Source organism: Microbispora sp. NPDC049633 (assembly GCF_040675265.1).
Classification (GTDB): domain Bacteria; phylum Actinomycetota; class Actinomycetes; order Streptosporangiales; family Streptosporangiaceae; genus Microbispora; species Microbispora maris.
This window is the reverse complement of record NZ_JBFAOO010000012.1, coordinates 25165-47237: the sequence shown is the minus strand read 5'-3', so window position 1 is coordinate 47237 and position 22073 is coordinate 25165. Positions and strand designations below refer to the sequence as shown.

The 22073-nt window shown below is 72.3% G+C and carries 22 protein-coding genes; 13 read left to right on the top strand and 9 right to left on the bottom strand.

The genetic code is table 11. From position 1 onward, the window contains the following. Positions 1-490: 490 nt before the first annotated feature. Entirely contained in the window at positions 491-796 is a 306-nt protein-coding gene (locus AB0J39_RS05565; protein ID WP_363462157.1) for a hypothetical protein, read from the top strand. Positions 797-1028: 232 nt separating this feature from the next. Here AB0J39_RS05565 and AB0J39_RS05560 read toward each other — a convergent pair whose 3' ends face one another. Beyond that, positions 1029-1952 (bottom strand): Ku protein, encoded by a 924-nt coding sequence (locus AB0J39_RS05560; protein WP_363462155.1) that lies wholly within the window; start codon positions 1950-1952, stop codon positions 1029-1031. A 104-nt stretch (positions 1953-2056) separates the two neighbouring features. Here AB0J39_RS05560 and ligD (AB0J39_RS05555) point away from each other — a divergent pair, with 104 nt between their 5' ends. From ligD (AB0J39_RS05555) to AB0J39_RS05535, 5 genes are all read left to right on the top strand, one after another. Next, positions 2057-2986 carry a non-homologous end-joining DNA ligase gene (gene ligD / locus AB0J39_RS05555; protein WP_363462153.1) on the top strand — a complete coding sequence of 310 codons (930 nt, stop codon included), beginning with the start codon at positions 2057-2059 and terminating at the stop codon, positions 2984-2986. Continuing rightward, entirely contained in the window at positions 2983-3864 is an 882-nt protein-coding gene (gene ligD / locus AB0J39_RS05550; RefSeq protein WP_363462151.1) for a non-homologous end-joining DNA ligase, read from the top strand. The genes ligD (AB0J39_RS05555) and ligD (AB0J39_RS05550) overlap by 4 nt, the downstream gene beginning before the upstream one ends. 80 nt (positions 3865-3944) lie before the next feature. Beyond that, the gene (locus AB0J39_RS05545) at positions 3945-4145 is read left to right on the top strand and encodes a hypothetical protein (protein WP_363462149.1); all 201 of its coding nucleotides are present in this window, start codon (positions 3945-3947) and stop codon (positions 4143-4145) included. A gap of 72 nt (positions 4146-4217) precedes the next feature. Further along, positions 4218-4838: a TetR/AcrR family transcriptional regulator gene (locus AB0J39_RS05540; protein WP_169948767.1), complete on the top strand. Its 621-nt coding sequence runs from the start codon at positions 4218-4220 to the stop codon at positions 4836-4838. Between the two features lie 94 nt (positions 4839-4932). Then, complete coding sequence (locus AB0J39_RS05535; RefSeq protein WP_363462147.1) at positions 4933-5163, top strand: DUF3107 domain-containing protein; 231 nt, start codon at positions 4933-4935, stop codon at positions 5161-5163. A 493-nt stretch (positions 5164-5656) separates the two neighbouring features. On the opposite strand, the gene AB0J39_RS05530 is transcribed toward AB0J39_RS05535, so the two are convergent. Continuing rightward, entirely contained in the window at positions 5657-6316 is a 660-nt protein-coding gene (locus AB0J39_RS05530) for a ferritin-like fold-containing protein (protein WP_346228381.1), read from the bottom strand. A gap of 419 nt (positions 6317-6735) precedes the next feature. Between AB0J39_RS05530 and AB0J39_RS05525 the strand changes: the two genes are divergently transcribed. The 3 genes from AB0J39_RS05525 (at position 6736) to AB0J39_RS05515 (ending at position 10807) form a co-directional block, all read left to right on the top strand. Beyond that, on the top strand, positions 6736-8697 hold the full coding sequence (locus AB0J39_RS05525; RefSeq protein ID WP_363462145.1) for a DEAD/DEAH box helicase: 1962 nt from the start codon (positions 6736-6738) through the stop codon (positions 8695-8697). A gap of 303 nt (positions 8698-9000) precedes the next feature. Continuing rightward, positions 9001-9885: an alpha/beta hydrolase gene (locus tag AB0J39_RS05520; RefSeq protein WP_363462143.1), complete on the top strand. Its 885-nt coding sequence runs from the start codon at positions 9001-9003 to the stop codon at positions 9883-9885. Positions 9886-9895: 10 nt separating this feature from the next. Continuing rightward, complete coding sequence (locus AB0J39_RS05515; RefSeq protein WP_363462141.1) at positions 9896-10807, top strand: oxygenase MpaB family protein; 912 nt, start codon at positions 9896-9898, stop codon at positions 10805-10807. Here AB0J39_RS05515 and AB0J39_RS05510 read toward each other — a convergent pair. The 3 genes from AB0J39_RS05510 to AB0J39_RS05500 are packed head-to-tail and all read right to left on the bottom strand — an operon-like array spanning position 10758 to position 13070. Then, positions 10758-11696, bottom strand: coding sequence for a PD-(D/E)XK nuclease family protein (locus AB0J39_RS05510; protein ID WP_363462139.1), 939 nt, complete (start codon positions 11694-11696; stop codon positions 10758-10760). The genes AB0J39_RS05515 and AB0J39_RS05510 overlap by 50 nt on opposite strands. Before the next feature lie 4 nt (positions 11697-11700). After that, positions 11701-12411, bottom strand: a complete 711-nt coding sequence (locus AB0J39_RS05505; RefSeq protein ID WP_363462137.1) for an MBL fold metallo-hydrolase — start codon at positions 12409-12411, stop codon at positions 11701-11703. Between the two features lie 14 nt (positions 12412-12425). Further along, the gene (locus tag AB0J39_RS05500) at positions 12426-13070 is read right to left on the bottom strand and encodes a DUF6758 family protein (protein WP_363462135.1); all 645 of its coding nucleotides are present in this window, start codon (positions 13068-13070) and stop codon (positions 12426-12428) included. Positions 13071-13142: 72 nt separating this feature from the next. Between AB0J39_RS05500 and AB0J39_RS05495 the strand changes: the two genes are divergently transcribed. Continuing rightward, positions 13143-13556, top strand: coding sequence for an NUDIX domain-containing protein (locus AB0J39_RS05495; RefSeq protein WP_363462133.1), 414 nt, complete (start codon positions 13143-13145; stop codon positions 13554-13556). Here the strand turns inward: AB0J39_RS05495 and AB0J39_RS05490 are convergent. The 3 genes from AB0J39_RS05490 to AB0J39_RS05480 all read right to left on the bottom strand — a co-directional run bounded on the left by AB0J39_RS05490 (position 13543) and on the right by AB0J39_RS05480 (position 18922). After that, positions 13543-16713 carry a hypothetical protein gene (locus AB0J39_RS05490; RefSeq protein WP_363462131.1) on the bottom strand — a complete coding sequence of 1057 codons (3171 nt, stop codon included), beginning with the start codon at positions 16711-16713 and terminating at the stop codon, positions 13543-13545. The two genes, AB0J39_RS05495 and AB0J39_RS05490, sit on opposite strands and share 14 nt — an antisense overlap. Before the next feature lie 135 nt (positions 16714-16848). Further along, positions 16849-17955: a type II CAAX endopeptidase family protein gene (locus AB0J39_RS05485; RefSeq protein ID WP_363462129.1), complete on the bottom strand. Its 1107-nt coding sequence runs from the start codon at positions 17953-17955 to the stop codon at positions 16849-16851. Between the two features lie 28 nt (positions 17956-17983). Continuing rightward, the gene (locus tag AB0J39_RS05480; RefSeq protein ID WP_363462127.1) at positions 17984-18922 is read right to left on the bottom strand and encodes a CoA ester lyase; all 939 of its coding nucleotides are present in this window, start codon (positions 18920-18922) and stop codon (positions 17984-17986) included. 35 nt (positions 18923-18957) lie between these two features. On the opposite strand from AB0J39_RS05480, the gene AB0J39_RS05475 reads away from it, so the two are divergent. Continuing rightward, positions 18958-19335 (top strand): hypothetical protein, encoded by a 378-nt coding sequence (locus tag AB0J39_RS05475; protein ID WP_363462125.1) that lies wholly within the window; start codon positions 18958-18960, stop codon positions 19333-19335. 5 nt (positions 19336-19340) lie between these two features. Here the strand turns inward: AB0J39_RS05475 and AB0J39_RS05470 are convergent, their stop codons facing one another. Beyond that, positions 19341-20285, bottom strand: coding sequence for a DMT family transporter (locus AB0J39_RS05470; protein ID WP_363462123.1), 945 nt, complete (start codon positions 20283-20285; stop codon positions 19341-19343). A gap of 85 nt (positions 20286-20370) precedes the next feature. Between AB0J39_RS05470 and AB0J39_RS05465 the strand changes: the two genes are divergently transcribed. Both AB0J39_RS05465 and AB0J39_RS05460 read left to right on the top strand, forming a co-directional pair. Next, the gene (locus tag AB0J39_RS05465; RefSeq protein WP_363462121.1) at positions 20371-21579 is read left to right on the top strand and encodes a CBS domain-containing protein; all 1209 of its coding nucleotides are present in this window, start codon (positions 20371-20373) and stop codon (positions 21577-21579) included. Next, positions 21572-22066, top strand: a complete 495-nt coding sequence (locus AB0J39_RS05460; protein WP_363462119.1) for a DUF1003 domain-containing protein — start codon at positions 21572-21574, stop codon at positions 22064-22066. Before AB0J39_RS05465 ends, AB0J39_RS05460 begins: the two co-directional genes overlap by 8 nt. Positions 22067-22073: the final 7 nt, after the last annotated feature.

The following is a 22073-nucleotide window of genomic DNA, read 5'->3' as shown; positions in this document are numbered from 1 at the left end:
CAAGCGACAGGAGGCCCGGAAACGCCGTCCACCGGATGGCATGAGACAAGGGCTCCGGCGAGATCCTCGCCGGAGCCCTGACCTTTGCGCGCCCGGTCCCGCCCCGCCATCACCTCACCAGGCGGGTGAACCGGCTCGCACCGTCCCGCTCCACAACCCGCCGCGCCAGTCCCGAACCAGCGGCACAGCAGGGACGAAGTGCACGAGAACCGGAGATTGGGAACACCGCGCCGCGGACCGGGAACCCGCCCTACCCCGCATCCCGCCGGAACGCGTCAGACATGACCGTCGATCAGGTCAGCGATCACTCAACGCGAGGCGTCGCAGCACAACGCCGGCCCAAATCCCCTACGGTCGAGTTTGCCGGCAGGCCACATCGGCAATTAAGACGCCACGGGCGATAGTCGGACATACGGGACATCGCTCGGACATTTCCGACAGACCCTGGAAATGTCGCACTCGGGCACTCCATCCTTCGAGGAGGACCTCAATGCCCAAATTCCGGAACGTCATCACCGGTCTGGCGGTCAGCACGGTAATGGCCGGCGGCGCGCTCGCCCTGAGCGCCACCACCGCTCACGCGGCCGCCTCTGGCACCCCGACCCTCAGCAGCAACTGGGGCCACGGTGACCACTACGGACGTCGCGGTCGCGGCTGCCGTAACGCGGCCGTCAACCGCAACGACTTCCGCGTCTTCAAGCTCAAGTACGAGAAGGAGAAGAAGGTCAACCGCAAGAACGTGGCCTTCGCATCCGGTGACGCCGTCATCGAAATCGACGGCGACGACGACGACTGACACTGACGGGTGACACCCACACGTACGGGGCCGCCGGCGCGAAGCCGCGGTGTCCGGGCTCGCCCTGATCACGCCTCCGCCACCTCCGTGGCGATCGGGCGGCGGTGAACGGGCGGCCGAGAGCTCGCGGCCCTGTACGGATCGCCCACTTCCGTACCGTGAAGAAAGCCCCGGCGGACCAGTCCGCCGGGGCTCCTCGAACAGTTCGCAACAGCTGACAAGGACGGCCGATTCACGCGGACCGGCGGGTCTTCCGCTTCTTGGGCGCCTTCTCCTCCTCGTCCGCGCCGTCCGACGCGGCCTTCCTGGCTGCGCTCCCGGAGGAGGCCGCGGCCTTGGCCTTGGCGGCCCTGCCGGGCGCCTTGGCCTCCGTGGCGCCCTGACGCTCCCGCTTGGCCGCCTCGACACTGGCCCGCAGCGCGGCCATGAGGTCGACGGCGGGACCGGCCTCCGCGGGAACCTCGGGGGCGACGAGCTCCTTGCCGGCCACCTTGGCCTCGATGACCTCCTGCAGCGCCTCCCGGTAGGCGTCCTTGTACTCGGTGGGATCGAAGTCCGCGACCATGGTCTCGATCAGGGACTCGGCCATCTTCAGCTCCTGGGGACGTACGTCGACGTCCTCCTCCAGGAACCCGAAGTCGGCCTCGCGGATCTCGTCGGGCCAGAGCATGGTCTCCAGCACGAAGACGCCGTCACGCACGCGGAGGGCGGCCAGCGACTCGCGCTGCCGCAGGGCGATCTTCACGACCGCCACTTGTCCGGATCGCTCCAGCGCGTCCCGCAGCAGCACGTACGGCTTGGCGCCCTGCCCGTCCGGCTCCAGGTAGTAGGACTTCGCGAAGTAGATGGGGTCGATCTGCTCCGCGGGGGTGAACTGCAGCACGTCGATCCTGCGGGAGGTGGTCAGCGGCAGGTCGGAGAAGTCCTCGTCGGTCAGCACGACCATCTCGCCGGTCGCGAGCTCGTACCCCTTGGCGATGTCGGAGTACGGCACCTCTTCCCCGTCGACCGAGCAGACCCGCTTGTACTTGATCCGCCCGCCGTCCTCCCGGTGCACCTGGTGGAACGCCACGTCCTTCTGTTCGGTCGCCGAATACAGCTTCACCGGGATGGTGACCAGACCGAACGAGATCGCGCCTTTCCAGATGCTGCGCATAGCCACATTCTCGTCTCTGTGTTCGAACAACGCTATGGTGGGATTCAAGGGAGTTACCTGATGGGCAGGTACCCACTATGGCGGTGCCGTATCCGATCGAGCCGATGCTTGCCATCCCAGGAGAAATCCCCCTCGACCCCGAGGCGTACGCGCTGGAGGTGAAGTGGGACGGCATCCGCGCACTCGCGTACGTCGACGGCGGCGTGCGGGTGACGGGGCGGCACGGCGCCGACTTCACCTCCCGGTATCCCGAGATCTCGGCCGCCATGGCGCCGCTCGCCGGCCGCAGGGCGGTCGTCGACGGCGAGGTGGTGGCCTTCGACCCCGAGGGCCGGCCCAGCTTCGCCCGGCTGCAGAGGCGCATGCACATCACCGACCCCGCCGGAGCCGACCTGCTCGGCCGGCTGCCGGTCTCCTACCTGCCCTTCGACCTGCTCCATCTCGACGGGCACACGCTGCTCGACCTCCCGTACCGGGACCGCCGCGCGCTGCTCGACTCGCTCGGCCTGGGCGCCCCACCGTGCTTCCCCTGTGAACCGGCCGTGCTGGAGGCCACCAGGCGGCAGGGGCTGGAGGGCGTGGTCGCCAAGCGCCTCGACTCGCCGTACCGGCCGGGACGCAGGGCGGACTGGTGGATCAAGGTCAAGAACCTGCGCACCGCCGAGGTGGTCGTCGGCGGCTGGCGGCCCGGCAAGGGCCGCCGAGCGGGCGGCGTCGGCTCGCTCCTGCTCGGCGTGTACGCCGGGACCTCCCCGGTCGAGTTCCGCTTCGCCGGCCACGTGGGCACCGGGTTCACCGACGCGACGCTCGGCGACCTGCTCCGGCTGATTGAGCCGCTCGAGATCGGGCAGAGCCCCTTCTCGGACGGGCTGCCGAGGGAGATCTCCAGGAACGCCCGATGGGTCCGGCCGGAAGTGGTCGGCGAGGTGGCGTTCACCATGTGGACGCGCGACGGGCGGCTGCGCAACCCCGTGTGGCGGGGCGTGCGCGCCGACAAGGTCCCCGCGGACGTGCGGCGGGAGGAGCAGGAATGAGCGAGAAGGTGCGGGTGAAGGTCGAGGGCCGCCTGCTGGCCCTGACCAATCTGGACAAGGTCCTCTATCCCGACGCCGCGTTCACAAAGGCCGAAGTGATCGACTACTACACCCGGATCGCGCCGGTCCTGCTGCCGCACCTGAAGGGGCGCCCGCTCACGGTCAAGCGTTACCCGAACGGCGTCGAGGGCCAGTTCTTCTTCGAGAAGAACGCCCCGGAGCACACGCCCGACTGGGTCCGTACGGTGGCCCTTCCCGCGCCGGGCAGCACCAAGAACCGCGAGGAGATCGACTTCGCGGTCGTGGAGGACCTGCCGACCCTGGTCTACTACGCCAACCTGGCCGCCCTGGAGATCCACGTGCCGATGTGGCGGGTGGCCAAGGACGGCGAGCCCCAGCCGCCCGACACCCTCGTCTTCGACCTCGACCCGGGCGCCCCTGCCACCGTCGTCGACTGCTGCCGCGTCGCCGTCCTGCTGCGGCGGGCCCTGGCGGACGACGGCCTGGACGGCTTTCCCAAGACCAGCGGGCAGAAGGGCATGCAGCTCTATGTCCCCTGGGACCGGGGACCGGGGACGTCCGAGTACGCCAAGGCGCTCGCCCGGCGGATGCAGGCGGAGCACCCGTTCGTGACCAGCGTGATGGCGAAGAAGGAGCGGCCGGGCAAGGTCTTCATCGACTGGAGCCAGAACAACCCGGCCAAGACGACCGTCGCGCCCTATTCGCTGCGCGCCGCCGGGCGGCCGACCGCGTCCACTCCCCTGCGGTGGGAGGAGGTCGAGGACTGCGACAGCCCGGACCAGTTGGTGTTCACCGCTCCTGAGGTGCTGGAGCGGGTGGCGGAGCACGGTGACCTGTTCGTACCCCTCACCGCTTAGCCCTGCCGCTTAGTTCCGCCGCCGCCCTGGTCGTAGTGTTGGACCTGTCGCAGCCGACCTTCGAACGGAAGGACACGCAGATGCCCGAGATGGACCCCCTCGACGAGACGGTCGAGGAGATCTCGATCGAGGCGCCGGAGGCCGACGCTGTCGAGCAGCACCAGCTCGTCAAGGTCCCCGACGACCGGCGCTGGCCCGAGCGCGTTCCGTTCGACGCCGACCCGGCCGACGTGGTCGAGCAGGAGCGCACGGTCGACCTCGACGACGACGACTATCGTTGACCCGAGTTACCCACGCGTAGGATGAGGCCCCGGGGCGGGAGCCCCCGATGCGCATCTTCCAAGGAGACTGCCGTGACCGCTACCCCGGACGCCAAGCCCCGGGGCACCCGGCTACCCCGGATGGCCCGCCGCCGCCAGTTGCTGAGCGCGGCACAGGAAGTGTTCGTGGAGAACGGCTACCACGCGGCGGCGATGGACGAGATCGCCGAGCGGGCCGGTGTGAGCAAGCCGGTGCTCTACCAGCACTTCCCGGGCAAGCTGGAGCTGTATCTGGCGCTGCTGGACCTGCATGTCGACGACATGGTGACCCGGATCCGGCAGGCTCTCGAGTCCACCAGTGACAACAAACAGCGGGTGCAGGCCGCCATCGGCGCCTTCTTCGACTTCGTCTCCAGCCAGGGCGAGGCGTTCCGGCTCGTCTTCGAATCCGACCTGCGCAACGTCGCGCCCGTACGGCAGCGGATGGAGCGTTCGCTGCACGAGAGCGCCGAGGCGATCAGCCAGGTCATCCAGGAGGACACCGGCTGTTCCAGTGACGAGGCGCACCTGCTCGGCGTCGGCCTGGTGGGCATGGCCGAGGTGAGCGCGCGCTACTGGCTGAGCAGCCACGGCTCGATCCCGAAGGAGGCGGCGACCCAGCTGATGGCGCGCCTGGCCTGGCGTGGCATCAGCGGTTTCCCGCGCACCGGCTGACCGGAATCCTGTTCGCTTCACGCGATCACAGGGCTCACCGCTCCCCGAGGGGACGACGATGGGTAGGGACCAGCCCTCGCGAAAGGGGAGCCCGATGGAAATCAAGATCGGTGTGCAGTCGGTGCACCGTGAGCTCGTCGTGGAGACCGACCTGTCGGCCGAGGAGATCGAGGAGGAACTCCGCAACGCGCTCGCCTCGGAGAAGGGCGTCTTCACGCTCACCGACACCAAGGGCCGCCGCGTGGTCGTCCCCGTGGCCTCGCTCGGGTTCGTCGAGATCGGCGAGGACGAGACGCGCCCCGTCGGCTTCGGCGGGACCCTCTAGCCCACCGCGACAGCCAACCGACAGCTCTCCGAGGCCGTCACCGGCCGGCGGCGGCGCGCGCCCACCACGCGCGCCGTCCCGGCGGCTGGCCGTGAGGTCCGATGCGGGCTCCGTCGATCGGCTGTCCGGGAATCGCCGCGGGCTCAGGTGCGTCCGTAACCGCATCCGCGGGGACGGCGGGTCAGATCCGCGCGATGGGGATCCCGCCTCCCGCTGATCGTCGGACAGCCCGCGCTTCCTCTCCGCAAAATCGCACGCGGAGTCCAGGTGTTCGGCCCACATCTCGTCAAGGAACTGCCGTAGCGGCGCGAGGCCCTCATGCTCGCACCGTACATCCGTTTGGCACGTGCGCGACCCATGAACGCCGGACCGGCCGCCGCGCGGGGCCGCCTGCCGTACCTCCCGGCCCCCGCAGTCCCAGGAGTCTCGCCAGGTCAGCGGACCGGCCGGCGCACGGCATCGGCGCCCGCGACAACCGCGGAACCCGTGAAGACTACGGGCCCGGTGTGAGGCCGAGGGCCGCCATCCGCTTGCCGTGCTCCTCGGTCAGCCTGGCGAACATCCGCCCGACCTCCGCCAGGTCCTCACCGTTCTCGCCCACCAGCAGGGCGGCGAGCTGCGGCCGGGCCGCGGCGAGCCGCTGCCCCTGGCTCAGCGCCTCGCCGACCATGCGGCGCGCCCACAGCGCCAGGCGGCCGCACAGCCGCGGGTCGGCGTCCAGCGCGGCGCGCACCCGCTCCACCGCGAACTCCCCACGGCTCTCGTCGGTCAGCACCTCGTCCACCAGGGCGCTGATCGAGGGAGCGGTGTGGCGCGCCGCCTCACGGTAGAAGTCCCCCGCGATCCCCACACCGACGTACGCCTTGATCAGCGCCTCGTGCCAGTCCTTCGGCCGGGTCTGGGCGTGCCAGGCGTCGATGGCCTCCACGAAGGGGGCCATCGCCTCCTCCGGATCGACGCCGAGCGAGGCCAGCCGGTCACGTAGTACACGGAAGTGCCCGTACTCGGTGGCGGCCACGTCCCCGAGGGCGGCCCTGTCGTTCAGCGTCGGAGCCAGCAGCGCGGCGTCCTCGGCCAGCCGGAGGAAGGCGGTGAGCTCGGCGTACGCGAGGACACCGAGCAGGTCCACGGTCCCGGGAGAGGAATCACTCATGGGTGCAGCGTACGGCTCCCCGGCTCCTCGATCGGAGGGGCGCCCGGGCCCCCGGACCCCCGCGACACAGCAAGAGCTTTTAGCGAGAAGTCGCAGAAATCGGTTCCGTGTTGTGGTATCGAGTAGACTGCTTCGTGGAAGTGCGACCGCACTGTGCCGCTCACTGTGTCGATCCGGGGCCATCCCCCGGACCCCCAGGAACCACTAAATGCCGCGGTCGCTGATCACGACGAGGGCGCGACTGTCCGCGAGGACCCGGACCGGGGAAGATCTGTCGGCCGGATGTCCCGGAAGGCCGCCCTTCGCACTGATTGAGGCAGGCCACGCTGACAACGACGTTCCGAGACCTGGGAGTCATCCCGGAGATCGCTGATGCACTCGAGACCGAGGGCATCACTTCACCATTCCCGATTCAGGAGATGGCGCTCCCGCTGGCGCTGGCCGGCCAGGACGTCATCGGACAGGCGCGCACCGGCACGGGCAAGACCTATGCCTTCGGCGTCGCCATGCTGCAGCTCGTCGGCAAGCCGAGGAAGAACCGCAAGAAGCCACGCGGTCTGGTCCTCGTCCCGACCCGCGAGCTGGCCCTCCAGGTGACCGAGGACCTGGTCCTCGCCGCCGGCAAGCTGGGGTCGCGCATCCTCACCGTGTACGGCGGGCGCGCGTACGAGCCGCAGATCGAGGCGCTCAAGAACGGCGTCGACGTGATCGTCGGCACGCCGGGGCGGCTGCTCGACCTGGTCAAGCAGAAGCACCTCGACCTCGGCCAGATCACCATGCTCGTGCTGGACGAGGCCGACCGCATGCTCGACCTCGGCTTCCTGCCGGACATCGAGCGGATCATCAAGCTCGTGCCCGAGGAGCGGCAGACCATGCTGTTCTCCGCGACCATGCCCGGCGAGATCGTCAACCTCTCCCGCCGCTACCTCACCCAGCCCACCCGGGTCCGGGCGGAGAGCGGCACGGCCGAGGCCGAGACGACCACGCTGACCACGCAGCACGTGTACCGCACGCACCGCATGGACAAGATCGAGATTCTGGCCCGCCTGATGCAGAGCAGGGGCGCCGGGCTCACGATGGTGTTCTGCGAGACCAAGCGGGCCTGCGACATGGTCGCCGAGCAGCTCAAGGACAAGGGCTTCGCGGTGGCGGCCGTCCACGGCGACCTCGGTCAGGGCCAGCGCGAGCAGGCGCTGCGGGCCTTCCGCAACGGCAAGATCAACGTGCTGGTGGCGACCGACGTCGCGGCGCGCGGCATCGACATCGACGACGTCACCCACGTCGTCAACTACGACTGCCCGCAGGACGAGAAGGCCTACGTCCACCGGATCGGCCGTACGGGCCGGGCGGGCCGCACCGGCGTCGCGGTGACCTTCGTCGAGTGGACCGAGCTGACCCGCTGGAAGGTCATCAACAACGCCCTCTCGCTGGACTTCGCCGAGCCCGTCGAGACCTATTCGAGCTCCCCGCACCTGTACACCGACCTCGACATCCCCGAGGGGACCAGGGGCGTGCTGCCGCGCGCGCAGCGGTCCCGGGCGGGCCTTGAGGCCGAGGAGATCGAGGACCTCGGCGAGACGGGCCGCTCCCGTTCCCGTGGCAAGTCCGGTCGGGGGGACCGGGAGGAGCGTCGCGAGCGCCCCGCCCGCACCCGCGAGCGGCGGCGCACCCGCGGTGGCCGTTCCCATGACGCCGACTCGACCTTGTCGGGGGAGACCGAGGCGCCGGCTCCGGTGGAGGCTCTTGCGGAGCCTCCGGAGACCACTACGGAGGCCCCGGCCGAAGCAGCGCCGGTGCGCCGCGGGCGCAGGGGCGCGAACGCCGCGGCCCTGACCGGCGCGCTGGCCGACGTCGCGGCCGTGGGGTCCCGTGAGGACGGCTCGGAGGAGCAGGCCGAGGCCCCGGTGAACGGGGAGGCCGCGCCCACCGGCGACGGGCACGAGCCGAAGGCGGCGGCCACGCGCAGGACCACCCGCCGCAGGACCCGCGCCGGCGAGACCACCACGGCCGACAGCGCCACCACCGACACCACCACCGGCACCGCTACCGACATCGCCACCGACGCCGGCGACCAGGTTCCCGTGGCCGAGGAGCCGGCGGAGGAGCGCCCGGCGCGCCGACGCAGGACCCGCGCCGCCGACGCCGAGCAGGCACTCCCGATCGAGGAGCCGGTTGGGGAGACGCCCGTGAGTGAAATCGCCGACGGGGAGCCCGCCGAGCGGCCGGAGCCGGAGCGGATCATCCCGGCCAGCCCGTTCGCGATCGTGTTCAGGTCTCCCGACATCGCGACCGACGACGACGACATCGCGCCGTCCGCCGCGAGCGAGCGCGCCCAGCAGCGGCGTCGCCCGCCCCGGCCGCGGCCCCGCCGTACGGGGTGAGGGGCCGGCACAGGCCCGCTCGTAGATGAGCACGACAGCAGGGGCAGGGAGGGCGCCGGACGGCCGGCGCTCGCCCTGCCCCGTCGCGTCGGGGGCCGGTTCGCCCGCAGTGGGTATGACCTGGACAGGAGGCATACGCAATGACCATCCGAAACCCGCGTAGTCGCTTCGGCAGTGTCGTCGGGATCTTTCCTGGGTATCGTGATGCCACGTGAGTGAGCGAGCCTTCAGCAGACGGTCCAGGACGTGCGGCCGGTCCGGCCCATCGGTTCCCGGGATCCGGGGTGAGGTGGAGGAGGCCTCGTGAGCACGCCACGGTTCCTGACCCTTCCGCCGGGTGTCAGCAGTGAGCAGATCGAGACGCCGCTGGGCTCGTTCGCTGCCCTCGAAGCGCTGCCGTCCAGCGGGGTCCCCGAGCGCTGGCCCGCCCTTCTCGTCCCCGGTTTCACGGGGTCGAAGGAGGACTTCATCGCCGTGCTGCAGACGCTCGCGCAGGCCGGCCGCCGGGTCATCGCGGTCGACATGCGCGGGCAGTACGAGACGCCGGGCCCGGACGACCCCGCGGCCTACACGTGCGCGGCTCTCGGCGCGGACATCGACGCGATCGCCGCGGCCGTCGGCCAGGGTGAGCCCGTCCACCTGCTGGGACACTCCTTCGGCGGGCTCGTCGCCCGGGAGGCGGCGCTGAACGGCGGCGCCAGGCTCGCCTCGCTCACGCTCATGAGCTCGGGGCCGGGAGGCATCGTCGGGCCCCGGGAGCGGATGGGCCGGGTCCTGCTGGCCGAGCTCCCCGAGTACGGCCTGGACTACATGTGGTCGAACAGGCTGGAGCCCGAGGCGTTGGCGGCCGGTGTCCCCGACGACATCGTCGCGTTCCTGCGCAAGCGGCTGCTCAGCAATCACCCCACCGGCCTCGTGGCCATGGCGGAGGAGGTCCTGGGCGCCCCGGACCGCTGCGCGGAGCTGGCCGGGTGCGGGCTCGACCTCCTGGTCCTGTACGGCGAGCACGACGACGGCTGGCCGCCGCTGCTGCAGGCCGAGATGGCCCGCAGGCTCGACGCGGAGTGCGTCGTGGTGCCGGGGGCGCTCCACTCCCCGGCCGTCGAGGCCCCCGAGACAACCGCGGCGGCCCTGACCCGCTTCTGGAACGCCGCGGAGAGCCGGCTGCTCCAGCACCAGCACGGATGAGCCGGTCGTCATGCCCGGCGCCAGCGGCCTGACCGCCCAGCCCCCGGAATCCGCGACGTGGCTGGTCCACGTCGACCGGACCATGTGGGTGGGCGGCGTGCGCGGCCTGATGCTGCAGGCCCTGCATCCGCTGGCGATGCGGGGCGTGTGGCAGAACTCCAACTTCCGCGAGGACCCCTTCGGCCGGCTGCGCCGTACGGCGGACTTCGTGGGCCGGGTGACGTACGGCAGCCCCGAGGAGGCCGAGGAGATCGGCAGGCGGGTGCGCGCGATCCACCGGGCGTTGCGCATCCGCGACCCCGACACCGGCCGGACCCACCGGGTGGACGATCCCGAGCTGCTGCTGTGGGTCCACTGCGCGGAGGTCATGTCCTACCTGGAGGTCGTCCGCCGCGCGGGCGCCCGGATCACCGACCGGCAGGCCGACCAGTACCTCGCCGAGCAGCGGCGCAGCGCCACGTACGTCGGGCTCCACGCCGACGACGTGCCCGGCTCGGTCAGTGAGATGGACGAATATTTCGCGCGGATGCGCCCGGTCCTGCGGGTCATCCCCGAATCGGCCGCCGCCGTGCGGTTCCTGCTCTGGCCGCGCCTGCCGGACGACATGCGCTTCCTGTCCCCGGCCAAGCCGGTCTACTTCCCGTTCGGGGCGCTGTGCTACTACACGCTGCCCGGCTGGGCCCGCGGGATGTACGGCGTGCTGCCCGAAGTGCCGCAGATCACGGTCACGGCGGCGTTGCGGGCCTTCCGGCTGACCATGAACACGATCCCCGACTTCGTCCACCAGCAGGTGCTGGACGAGCGCACCAGGGCCATGCTGCGGGCCTCGCGCGAGCGCCTGGGCGCCGCCGGATACGACGTCGGCAAGGGCCTCAGAGCGCTGGTCGACCCTCGCCGCCGTCCCCGCCGTACGACGGGCTGAGGCCGGCGGAGCCGGGCGTGTCCGGCAGGCCGTCCCAGGGGAGCTTGTCGGGGGACGCGGCCCGCCCCTCGGGGCAGTGGCGGCGGAAGTCGCACCAGGAGCAGATCGGGCCCGGCTCGGGCGGGAACAGCCGGTCGATCTCGGGCGGCACCTCGGCCGCGCCGGCGCGGTCCTCCCGCCTCGGGATCGCCGCGCGGTAGGCGTCGTCGGCGTCGGCCGCCTCCGTCGCGATGTCCTCGGCCCTGCTCAGGTGGCGGGCGAGCGACTCCTCGGTGTGCTCCCACTCCGCGACCGTCCCGGTGGGCAGGTGGTGTAACTCCACCCGGCGGCAGGCCCGGCGCATCATGCGGGACGAGGCGATCGCGTAGACGGCCAGCGCGATCGAGGAACGGGCGTCGTCGGAGGTCGGCGGGCGGCGGCCGGTCTTGTAGTCGACCACGACCAGCTCGTCCCCGCGCCGGTCGAGCCGGTCCACCCGGCCCGAGACGGCGATGACCGACGTGCGCGTGGCGACGGTGCGCTCGACGCCCACCGGCTCGTCGCCGGGGTCGAGCGCGGCGACGTAGGAGGAGACCATCGCGCGGGCGCGGTCACGCCACGTGGCCGACTGCTCCTCGTCCCGGAACCCCTCGCGGATCCAGCCGTTGGTGAGCAGCACGGCCGCCATGACCGGCGTACGCCGGTCGTACGGCTCCCGCCACCACGCGGCCAGCGCGTTGTGGACGGAGGCCCCCACACTGTTGTGCGCCCACGGGGGCCCCTTCTGCGGAGCGGGCCGGTCGAGGTAGGTGAAGCGGTAGCGACGCCGGCAGTCGAGCCAGGTGTTCAGGCGCGACGGGGTGCAGGTGTAGAGCCGCCTCGGCATGCCGTCGAGGCCGAGCTGCTCCACGGCCCTACTCGTCGAGGTTCAGCTTGATGCCGGACGCCCGGGTGCCGTCCACGAGCGGCGGCTCCGGGTCGGCCTCCTGGGCGCCGGTCAGCGACCCCGACAGCCAGCGGTCGAACTCGGGCTCCAGGTCGCCGATCCTGCCCTCCTCGCCGTGCGCGGGCAGCACCCTCGTCTCGTGCGGAAGAGTGAACAGCCGCTCGCCGATCGAGGTGAGCTGGTCGGCGAGCGCGGGGTACTCCCCGCCGAGCTTGCCGGGGCCGTCCATGAGCAGGGTCTTGCCGGTGAAGACCGCGCCGAGGCCCTCGCAGTAGAGCGAGACGCCGCCCGGCGTGACCCCCGGCGTGGAGAGCACTTCCAGCTCGACGTCGGCCACGGAGAACAGCCCCTCGTCCTCCATCTCGATGTCGGGCCAGGTCTCCTCCCAGGTCTGCCGCCACAGGCGCTTGTCCTTGGGATGCACGGCGATCACCGCCTCGTCCCTGGCCGCGACCTCGATCGCGGCGCCGACGTGGTCGGGCAGGCCGTGCGTGCAGATGACGGCGAGGACCTCGCGCTCGCCGACCTGCGCCAGGATCTTGTCGGCGTCCCGCGCCGGGTCGATGACGATCACCTCGTCGTCGTCACCCACGATCCAGGTGTTGTTCTCGACCTTGTGCTCGTCGCCCTCGTAGTCCACCAGACCCGAGGTCACCACTCGTTCGATGCGCGCTGTCACGGCTCAGAACCTTACTATCCCTCTCCGTCCAGACGCGGCGAGAAGGCGCCGAAGGGCAGGTCGAGCGCCTGGTCCTGGTCCCGCAGATCGCGTAGCGACAGGTTGGCCAGCGCGATGAAGCAGCCGGCCTCGACGGGCCAGGCGACCGTCCACAGCCAGTTGCCGAGGGCCTCGCCCACGTAGACGGCCCGGTCCCCCGGCACTGCCCGCCCCGCGCACCACAGTGCCGTGGGGTGGCCACGTGCGTCGATCTTGGCGTGCGGCGGCCCGGCGTCGAACCCCGCCCCCGGGTCCGGGCCCGGCAGCCCGGCGTACGCGGCGCCGAGACCGATGCCCGGCTCCTCCGCGATGAGCAGCATGTCGGCGGGGCCGTGCGTGATCGACGGGCCGGCGAGGGCGACGACGCTGGCCCTGACACCGGTGCGCTCGTCACCCACCTCCGCGAAGCCCGTCACCAGCCATCCGGACGGGAGCGGCCACGGGAGCCAGACGGGCACCCTGGCCGTCTCGCAGAGGGCCTCCAGCGCGGCCTGCGAGGGCCGCCGGGGCGGCTGGAAGGGCAGGACGTCCCCGTGGGCGTCGCAACGCCAGGAACTCGACCAGACATTCGGTTCGTGCAGCGGCCCGAAGCACCGCGGACAAGTTGGCGCGGTTCTCACAAATATTCACGGTGCGTCCGTGATGTCCGTACGTCAAGAGTCTGCCCGTTATCTAGTCGTAATCTTGGTGATGTGCGGTGTATCAGATGTGTGGGCGCGATCGTCGCCGACGCCGAGGGGCGTCTCCTGCTCGTGCGGCGGGGCCGCCCTCCCGGCGAGGGGCTGTGGTCCCTGCCCGGCGGCAGGGTCGAGCCCGGCGAGACCGACGAGCAGGCGCTGCGCCGCGAGCTGCGCGAGGAGACCGGCCTCGACGTCACCGTCGTACGGCTCGCCGGGACCGTCCGGTGGCCCGCCCCCGGCGGGGGGACCTACGAGATCCACGACTACGTGGCGACGGCCTCGGGCAGCGGCGTGCCGGTTGCCGGGGACGACGCCGCCGACGCCCGCTGGTGGGCGCCGTCCGACCTGGCACGGCTCCCGCTGACCGACGGCCTCGCCGACACCCTCGCCGGATGGGGGGTCATCCCCGGGATCACCGATCCGTGACCGTGCTGCGCCAGATCGTCAGGTGGTCGTCGGTGTGGCCGGCCGACCTGCCGACGGCCACGACCCGGTTGCCGGAGACCGCCACCGCCCCGAGCAACTGCGACCCCTGGCCGCCGAGGCCGTCCTGCGTGAGCGCCTGGCGCGACCAGTCCACCCCGTCGGCGGAGACCCAGGCCGCGCTGTCGCCCTCGCCGCCCTCCGCGGACGACCGGTGCGACCCGACGGCGACGAGTCCCCGCCCGCTCGCGGTCACGTCGAGGACGGAGGCGGCGGCGTCGGCGGGCAGCGTGCCGTACTCCCACTCGGCGCCGTCGTCGGTGGACAGCGCGGAGAACGGGCGGGGGCCGTCCTCGGTCATCGCGGTGCCCACGACCACCACGCCCGCCTCGGTCGCGACCACGTGGCGCAGCCCGGCCGAGGTGGCGTCCGGCGGCAGGACCCGGCCCCGGGCGTTCCAGTTGAGGCCGTCGGAGGAGACCCAGACCACTCCCGTCTCCCGGTCGGCGGTGCCCGATCCGCCGACGGCCATGAACCCGTGGGGCGTCGCCGTGACGTCGTACAGGCGCACGCCCGCCCCACCGGCCGGCATGCTGCCCGGCGCGGAGCGGGTGAAGCGCTTGAGGTCGGGGCTGAACCACAGGGCGGGCAGCGTTCCCGTGGCGGAGCGGTCCTCCCCCGCGAGGACGTAGCCCTTCGGCCCGGCGGCCGCCACACTCGGCGCGAGCAGGAAGTGGCCCGGGGGCACCTCGATCGCCGGACCGGGCCGCCAGCTCTTCCCGTCCGCAGAGGTGACGACCAGCGGGCGGGTCACCGCCGGGTCGGTCGTCGTGCTGCCGACGGCGAGCCACCCCCTGGGGCCGTGCGCGACGCCGCTGAGGGCCTGGCGTCCCGGTCCGCCCAGCAGGTCGGGGAACGCCGCGTCCTTCCAGTTGGCGCCGTTGTTGCCGCTCGTCCAGATCGCGGCGTCGCCGTTGGCCGAGCCCACGGCGACGAAGGTGCCACCGGCGGCGACGAGGTCCGCGGTGTCCCTGGCGAGCCGGTTGAGCCCGGCGATCTCCTTGAGCGGCACGCCGCGCGCCGCCTCACCCCTCGCCGCGGTGATCAGCACGGGAAGGTTCTCCACGTCGCCGGGCCCGCGCTTGTCGCCGCCCGCCACGAGCACCCCCGCGTCGGTGACGGCCAGCCCGCGCAGGGTGCCCGGGATGCCGCCGAGGTCGGCGCTCCTGGTCCACTCGCGGCCGTCGCGGCTGGTGTAGACGGCGTACCGTTCCCAGGCCGACTCGGCGACCGCCGCGATCCCCGCCGCCGACGCGGCCAGGCCCCGCACGCCGGTCCCCTCCGCGCCGAGCGGCCCTATCGTGCCGCACTGGCTCCAGTCGGCGCCCTCGGGCGAGCAGTAGACCCGCACCTCGCCGCCGTCGGACTTCTGCCGGGTGGGCACGAGGACGAAACCCTTCGCGGTGACGGCCAGCGCGCCGGGCTCGGGCCGTACGTCCGCCAGCGCCGCGGCCGTACGCAGCCAGGTGCGCCCGCCGTCGTCGGAGCGCAGGACGACCGAGACCGAGTCGCCCGACGCCTGATTACCGGAGCTGGGATCGGCGAGCGCCACCACCCGGTCGCCCCGGGCGGCCACCGCCCGCATCGCGCGGACCTTGTCAGGGGTGCCTATCTGGTCGGTGTCCACCCTCGTCCAGCCGACGCCGTCCGGTGACACCCAGGCGACCGGGCCCGCCGTGCCGTCCCGCAGGGTCGTGGCGCCAACGGCCAGGAATCCGGTCGCGGTCCGCGCCACGTCGGTGATCCTGTCCTGGCTCCAGAACGCGGTCAGCCGTGCGGGGTCCACCGCGGTCCAGGACCGGCCGTCGGAGGAGACCCACATGCCGCGGGCGGCCGGGCCCGCCGAGCCGGGCGCGTCGGTCCCGACCGCGAGCCAGCGGCCGTCGCCGCCCGCGAGCCTGCCGACCGCCCCGGGCGCGGACTCGTACCCCGGGGCGTCGGTGACCCGGCCCGTCTGCCAGTGCGCGCCGCCGTCGGGGGACACGAGGAACAGCGGCCGGGTGAGCGGGCTCGTCGTGTCGCTGCCCGCCGCCACCACCGTCGCGCCCGCCGCCGCGAACGCGTTGAGCACCTGGCTGGAGCCGTTGCCCGGCAGCCCCGGCGCCGAGAACGCCGCGTCGCCCGACTGGCCGTCGCCCGCCGCGAGGCGCAGTCCCGCCGTGGACGGGCCGCCGGCCCATCTGACGACGGCCACGCCCAGCACGGCGGCGGCGACGAGGACGACGGCGATCATCGCGGGAGCGACCAGCCGGGGCAGGCGCGGCGGGAACCGCCGGACCGGCAGCACCCGTCTGTGGCGGCGTCCGCCGCCCGCCCGGGGCGGGCCGACGGCCACGAGCGTGTCGGGACGCGCCGGACGGCCCCCCGGCGGACGTCCGATGCGCTCGACCGGCTCGGGGGGCGTGTGCGTCCACACGTGCTCCCCCTGACCACCGTGCCCCTGACCACCGTGCCTCTGACCACCGTGCCCCTGACCACCGGGGTCCCCCTCGCGCAGCGGCCCCGACGGCGGGGTGTCGATCTCGGGGGCGTCCGGCCCGTCGGGGTTCTCACGCGGGATCTGCGCACGCCGCCGCCGCGGCGGCCCCGAGGCGACCAGCTTGTCCGGCCGGTTCACGGTCCGGCGTCCCCGGCCCTCCTGGTGGCCGGAGGACGCCGCCTCCCCCGCCGACCCGGCACCCTCGCCGTGCCGGGGCGCGGGGGAACCCGCGGGACCGGGACCGGGCGGACCGGTCGCGTCCGCGTCACCGTGCTCACCGCGGTCCTCGGAGCGGCCGTGGCGCGGCTCCCCGCCCCCGTACGGCGCGGCGTACGGCCTGCGGCCGGTCCGGGGCCCGCGGTCGCGCGGCGCGTCCCGATCGGGGCGCGGCGCCCATGTCTGCGGCGCCGTGTCCGGGCCGCCGCCGGGTAAGTCCGGGTCGCCGGCGTCCGGATCACCCGCGTCGTCGGACGCGTCCTCCGGCACGGGGGCGGCGAACGGAGGCAGCGCCCATGGGGACGGGCCGGGCGGCCGGTGGTGTAACTCCGGCGGGGGCGTGGGAGGGGTCGCCTGCTCGTCTGCGGCGTGCCGGCGGTCGCGCTCGTGGGGGCCCGAGGCCACGCTCAGTACCTCCTCCCCGGAGAGGTCGATCCGGACCGTTCCACCTGTGGTACGGCAAAGCGATCACAGTGATACCCCATCACGGATCCAGAGCAACACGGGAAGAGCCCAGGGACCATACCTCTCTAGTGAGATTTATCGGGAGAGGGTCTGAATTGCCCACTTTCGGGCGATTATCAGCACGCCGACGCCGAAAACCGCGAACTGCACGGCCGAGCCGATCAGCGCCTCCCAGGGCACCTCGCCCTGTTCCATCGCGCTGCCCATGTCCCCGGAGGCCGCGACGACTCCGAACGCCACGACGTTGTTGGTCACGTGCAGGGCGATCGGCGCCTCCAGCCCGCCCGTGCGGACCGCCAGCCATCCCATGAGCATGCCGAACGCGAAGACGTAGACGATCCCCCAGCCCGTGTAGCCGTGCGAGGCCGCGAAGGCCGCCGCGCCCACCAGGATCGCCGGCCACGGAGTGCGCAGGTACGCCCCGAACCCCTGGATGATCCAGCCGCGGTAGGCGTACTCCTCGGCCGCCGACTGGAACGGCACCAGCAGCAGGATCACGACGATGGCCGGGAGGAACTCCTCCCAGCCCGCCCAGTGGAATCCGGGGTCCACCCCCGCGGACATCAGCGTCACGGCCTCGACGGCCTGCCCGAGCACGACCGCCACCAGCGCGACCAGCAGGCACATCCCCAGCCACCGCCACCGCAGCCGCAGGGCCACCGACGACAGCGACCCCGGCGGTCGTCGCTGGAACAACCACGCCGCGCCGAGCACCAGCGGCAGCAGCAGCGCGATGACCCCCAGCTGGAACCCGAGGTCCACGACGGGATCGGCGAACAGCCGGGTTCCCGAGCGCACCATGGGCACCCCGGTGACCAGCGACACGATGAAGGCCACCAGACCGGCGGCGATCGAGAGCGCCAGGAAGGCCACGATGACCGCGAGCGTGCCGGCGATCGGGCGCCACCAGCGGTGCGACGACGTACGCGCCAGGCGGTCGTACCGGGTGCCGGGCGGGGGCGGGACGTCCCAGCGGGCACGCGGCGGCGGCCCCCACGGATAGGGGCCCGCATACGGCGCCGGATAGGCCCACTGCGTCGGCTGAGGTGGCGGCTGAGGTGACGGCTGCGGCGGACCGGCCGGCCAGGCCGTCCCGCCGGCGTACGGTCCCGGCGCCAGATAGGGACCGGGCAGCTGGGGCGGCCCGGCGGCCGGATCCGGGCCCGGCTGTGGTTCGTTCATATGTCCATTCTTCGCGTACGGCGGCCGATCAGCTGGGCGGGGTGAAGGAGCTGGACCGGGCGAGTCCGGCGGCGCGGCCCTTGGCCGCCACCACGAGGGCCATCTTCCGCGAGGCCTCGTCGATCATCTCGTCCCCCAGCATGACCGCGCCCCGCTGCTCGACCGTCGTGTAGTACTCGTACGCGTCGAGGATGAGTTCGGCGTGGTCGTAGTCCTCCTGGGACGGCGAGAACACCTCGTTGGCCGCCTCCACCTGCGACGGATGGAGCACCCACTTGCCGTCGAACCCCAGGGCGGCCGACCGCATCGCGACCCGGCGGAAGCCGTCCAGGTCGCGGATCTGCAGGTACGGCCCGTCGATGGCCTGGAGGCCGTGCGCGCGTGCGGCCATCAGGATGCGCATGAGGATGTAGTGGTAGGCGTCCCCCTCGCCGTACCCGGGGGGCTGCTCGCCCACGACCAGCGTGCGCATGCCGATCGAGGCCATGAAGTCGGCCGGGCCGAAGACCAGCGTCTCCAGCCGGGGCGAGGACGCGGCGATGTCGTCGGCGTTGACGAGCCCCCGGGCGTCCTCGATCTGCGCCTCGACGCCGATGCCGCCCTCGGGCAGGCCCGTGGCCCGCTCGATCTGGCCGAGGAGGGTGTCGAGCCAGACCACGTGGGAGGCGTCGGAGACCTTCGGCAGCATGAGGCAGTCGAGCCGGTCGCCGGCGCCTTCGACGACTTCGATGACGTCCCGGTAGGTCCAGCGCGTGGTGAGGTCGTTGACCCGGACGACGACCGTCTTTCCGGTCCAGTCGCCCTCCCTGAGCGCGGCGACGACGTTGCGGCGCGCCTCGTCCTTGGCGCCGGGCGCGACGGAGTCCTCCAGGTCGAGGAAGATCTCGTCGGCGGCGAGGCCCTGGGCCTTCTCCAGGAAACGGGGGTTGCTGCCGGGCACCGCGAGGCACGAACGTCGAGCGCGCATGGGCCAACGGTAGCGCGGTGAATAGGCTGTGCCTCATGACCCTGTCGGTGATCGAAGAGGGCGCGAAGAAGTCCAGTGTGCTGTGGCTCGGCCTGCCGTCGGGGCCGCGGCTGGCCTGGCACGTGTGGCACGACGGGGCGCTCTACGTGGTGACCGGCGGCGAGGAGCGGGCCCTGCCCGGCCTGACCGAGATCGCGGCGGAGCGCGGCGAGATCGAGGTCGTGCTGCGCAGCAAGGACAACGGCGCCGAGCTCGTCCGTTTCCCGGCCGCCGCCGAGGTGGTGGACCAGGCGGCCGCCCCCGACGCCGTGGCCGCACTGGCCAAGGAGCGCCTGAACGCCCGCGACGCCGCCGGCCTGACCGCCCGCTGGGCCGAGCGATCCACGGTCGTCCGGCTCGCGCCCCGGACGTGACAGCGTCAGACGCGTACGGTCTCGGCCGCCTCGGCGGCGTGCCGCTCGGAGCCGATCCGCCCGGTCGCCGTCTGGGCCAGCAGGGCCCCGGCGAGCACGATCAGGCCCCCGGTGATCTGGGCGGTCTCCAGGCGCTCGCCGAGCAGCACCCAGGCGATCACCGCCCCCGCGATGACCTCCACCGACGCGACCGTCGCGCCGACCGCGGCCGACAGCCGCCGCACGGCGGTGACCCCCGTGGCGTACGCGACGACCGTGGCGACCACGACCAGCACCACGGCGGCCGCGGCGACCGGGACCGTGCGCCCGGAGACCTCGACGGCGTCGGTGAGGGCCGCCCAGTCGATGTTCCAGGGCCGGGAGACGGGCAGCAGGACCACCGCCGAGCCGAGCATGCCCCAGCCGATCAGGCCGAGCGTGTCCACGTCGTCGCCGAACGAATCGCTCATCAGGAAATATCCGGCGCAGCAGGCGGCGGCCACCAGGGCGAGCAGCAGCCCGAGCGCGTCGAGGCGCAGCCCCTCCCAGACCTGCACGACGATCGCCAGCCCGACGACCGCGATCAGCGCCCCCAGGTAGGCCGAGCGCGGCAGCCGTAGCCGCCGGACGAACCGCACCCACAGGACCACCATCACCGGAGAGGTGTACTCGATCAGCAGCGCCACACCGACCGGCAGCCGGGTGATGGCGACGAAGAACAGGGCCTGCACGGCCGCCACCGCGATCACGGCGTACGCGGCGAAGAACAGCAGGCGGTCGCGGGGGATGCGCAGCGCGCGCGGCCTGAAGACGGCCAGGACCGCCAGCAGGAGCACGCCGGCCCCCGCCATGCGGATCCACACGGCCTCCAGCGGCGTGAGCCCCGCCACGCCGAGGATCTTCGCCGTCGGCCCTGAGAACCCGAAGCAGAAGGCCGAGACGCCCGCGATCGCCAGGCTGACAGCCCTCATAGTCACCTGCCCATGTAATGACCAATAAACGGCTTGGATCCTGTCATAACAGCGAGCGGTGCGCATCCTTGCGTAACCTGACAGAGTGGATCGGATCTTCGTGGCCCGCCTGGCGGGGCTGGCGGTCTTCGACCCGGCCGGCGACCAGATCGGCCGCATCCGGGACGTCGTCGTCTCGTTGCGGGGGCCGCTGCTCCCCCGGGTCCACGGCTTCGTCGTCGAGGTCCAGCCACGCCGCCGGGTCTTCCTGCCGATCACCAGGATCACCAGCATCGAGGCCCGCGCCGTCATCTTCACCGGCAAGCTCAACATGCGCAGGTTCGAGTGCCGGGACGCCGAGACGCTCGCCATCGGGGAGATGCTCGACCGCACCGTCGACTACAAGGGCGAGCGGGTGACCGTCCAGGACCTGGCCATGGAGCAGCCGCGGCCGTCCGACTGGCTCATCACCAAGGTCGCGGTACGCCGCGGGAAGCGGCGCAGGGGCGAGACCCTGGTCGTGGACTGGGACGAGGTCAGCGGCTTCGCGGGGATCCAGAAGGACCAGGGCGCGGCCAACCTGCTCGCCGTCTTCGACGCGCTGCGCCCGGCGGACCTGGCGAACATGCTGCACGAGCTGCCCAGCAAGCGGATGGCCGAGGTCGCCGCGGCGCTGGACGACGACCGGCTCGCCGACGTCCTGGAGGAGCTGCCCGAGCGCGACCAGGTGCTCGTGCTGAGCCGGCTGCACCGGGAGCGCGCCGCCGACGTGCTGGAGGAGATGAGCCCGGACGACGCCGCCGACCTGCTGCAGGAACTGCCCGCCGAGCAGGCCGAGGGGCTGCTGCGGCTCATGGTGCCGGAGGAGGCCGCGCCGGTCCGGCGGCTGCTGACCTACGGGGAGTACACCGCCGGCGGCATGATGACGAACGAGCCGGTCATCCTCCCGCCGACCTCGACCGTGGCCGAGGCCCTCGCGCACATCCGCCAGCAGGAGCAGACCCCGGCCATCGCCGCCCAGGTGTACGTCACCCGCCCGCCGACCGAGACCCCGACCGGGCGCTTCCTCGGGGTGGCGCACTTCCAGCGGCTGCTCAGGGAGCCGCCGTCGACGCTGCTCGGCAGCGTGATAGACATCACCGTGGATCCGATCAGGCCCGAGCTCACGGTGCACGAGGTGGCGTCGTACCTCGCGACGTACAACCTGGTCGCGATCCCCGTCGTGGACGAGCTGTGCCGCCTGCTGGGCGCGGTGACCGTCGACGACGTGCTGGACCACATGCTGCCGGAGGACTGGCGAGAACGACATGACTGAACGCCTCGACCAGCCGCGTGAGCTGACCCCGCGCCTGCGGCTCTACTACGATCCCGAGGCGTTCGGCCAGCTCTCCGAACGGATCGCGCGGTTCCTCGGGACCGCGCGGTTCATCGTCTACATGACGGTGTTCGTCGGGTTCTGGCTGCTGTGGAACGTGTTCGCGCCGTTCAAGTTCGACCCCTACCCCTTCATCTTCCTGACCCTGATGCTCTCGCTCCAGGCGTCGTACGCCGCGCCGCTGATCCTGCTCGCGCAGAACCGGCAGGCGGACCGCGACCGGGTCCAGTACGAGCAGGACAGGATGACGGCCGAGCGCAACCAGGCCGAGATCGAGTACCTCACCCGGGAGATCGCCGGCCTGCGCATGGCGCTCGGCGAGGTGGCCACGCGCGACTACATCCGCTCGGAGCTCCAGCGCCTGCAGGAGGAGTTGAGCGAGGCCGGGGTGAGATCGCCCGGGGCGGGTTCGGAGGACACCCGCTGAGTCCATA

What these genes read in the sequence shown, in the direction of transcription:
- AB0J39_RS05565 (WP_363462157.1), top strand. Translation starts at nt 491, where the DNA reads ATGCCCAAATTCCGGAACGTCATCACCGGTCTGGCGGTCAGCACGGTA.
- AB0J39_RS05560 (WP_363462155.1), bottom strand. Translation starts at nt 1,952, where the DNA reads ATGCGCAGCATCTGGAAAGGCGCGATCTCGTTCGGTCTGGTCACCATC.
- ligD (WP_363462153.1), top strand. Translation starts at nt 2,057, where the DNA reads ATGCTTGCCATCCCAGGAGAAATCCCCCTCGACCCCGAGGCGTACGCG.
- ligD (WP_363462151.1), top strand. Translation starts at nt 2,983, where the DNA reads ATGAGCGAGAAGGTGCGGGTGAAGGTCGAGGGCCGCCTGCTGGCCCTG.
- AB0J39_RS05545 (WP_363462149.1), top strand. Translation starts at nt 3,945, where the DNA reads ATGCCCGAGATGGACCCCCTCGACGAGACGGTCGAGGAGATCTCGATC.
- AB0J39_RS05535 (WP_363462147.1), top strand. Translation starts at nt 4,933, where the DNA reads ATGGAAATCAAGATCGGTGTGCAGTCGGTGCACCGTGAGCTCGTCGTG.
- AB0J39_RS05530 (WP_346228381.1), bottom strand. Translation starts at nt 6,316, where the DNA reads ATGAGTGATTCCTCTCCCGGGACCGTGGACCTGCTCGGTGTCCTCGCG.
- AB0J39_RS05525 (WP_363462145.1), top strand. Translation starts at nt 6,736, where the DNA reads ATGGCGCTCCCGCTGGCGCTGGCCGGCCAGGACGTCATCGGACAGGCG.
- AB0J39_RS05515 (WP_363462141.1), top strand. Translation starts at nt 9,896, where the DNA reads ATGCCCGGCGCCAGCGGCCTGACCGCCCAGCCCCCGGAATCCGCGACG.
- AB0J39_RS05485 (WP_363462129.1), bottom strand. Translation starts at nt 17,955, where the DNA reads ATGAACGAACCACAGCCGGGCCCGGATCCGGCCGCCGGGCCGCCCCAG.
- AB0J39_RS05480 (WP_363462127.1), bottom strand. Translation starts at nt 18,922, where the DNA reads ATGCGCGCTCGACGTTCGTGCCTCGCGGTGCCCGGCAGCAACCCCCGT.
- AB0J39_RS05475 (WP_363462125.1), top strand. Translation starts at nt 18,958, where the DNA reads ATGACCCTGTCGGTGATCGAAGAGGGCGCGAAGAAGTCCAGTGTGCTG.
- AB0J39_RS05470 (WP_363462123.1), bottom strand. Translation starts at nt 20,285, where the DNA reads ATGAGGGCTGTCAGCCTGGCGATCGCGGGCGTCTCGGCCTTCTGCTTC.
- AB0J39_RS05460 (WP_363462119.1), top strand. Translation starts at nt 21,572, where the DNA reads ATGACTGAACGCCTCGACCAGCCGCGTGAGCTGACCCCGCGCCTGCGG.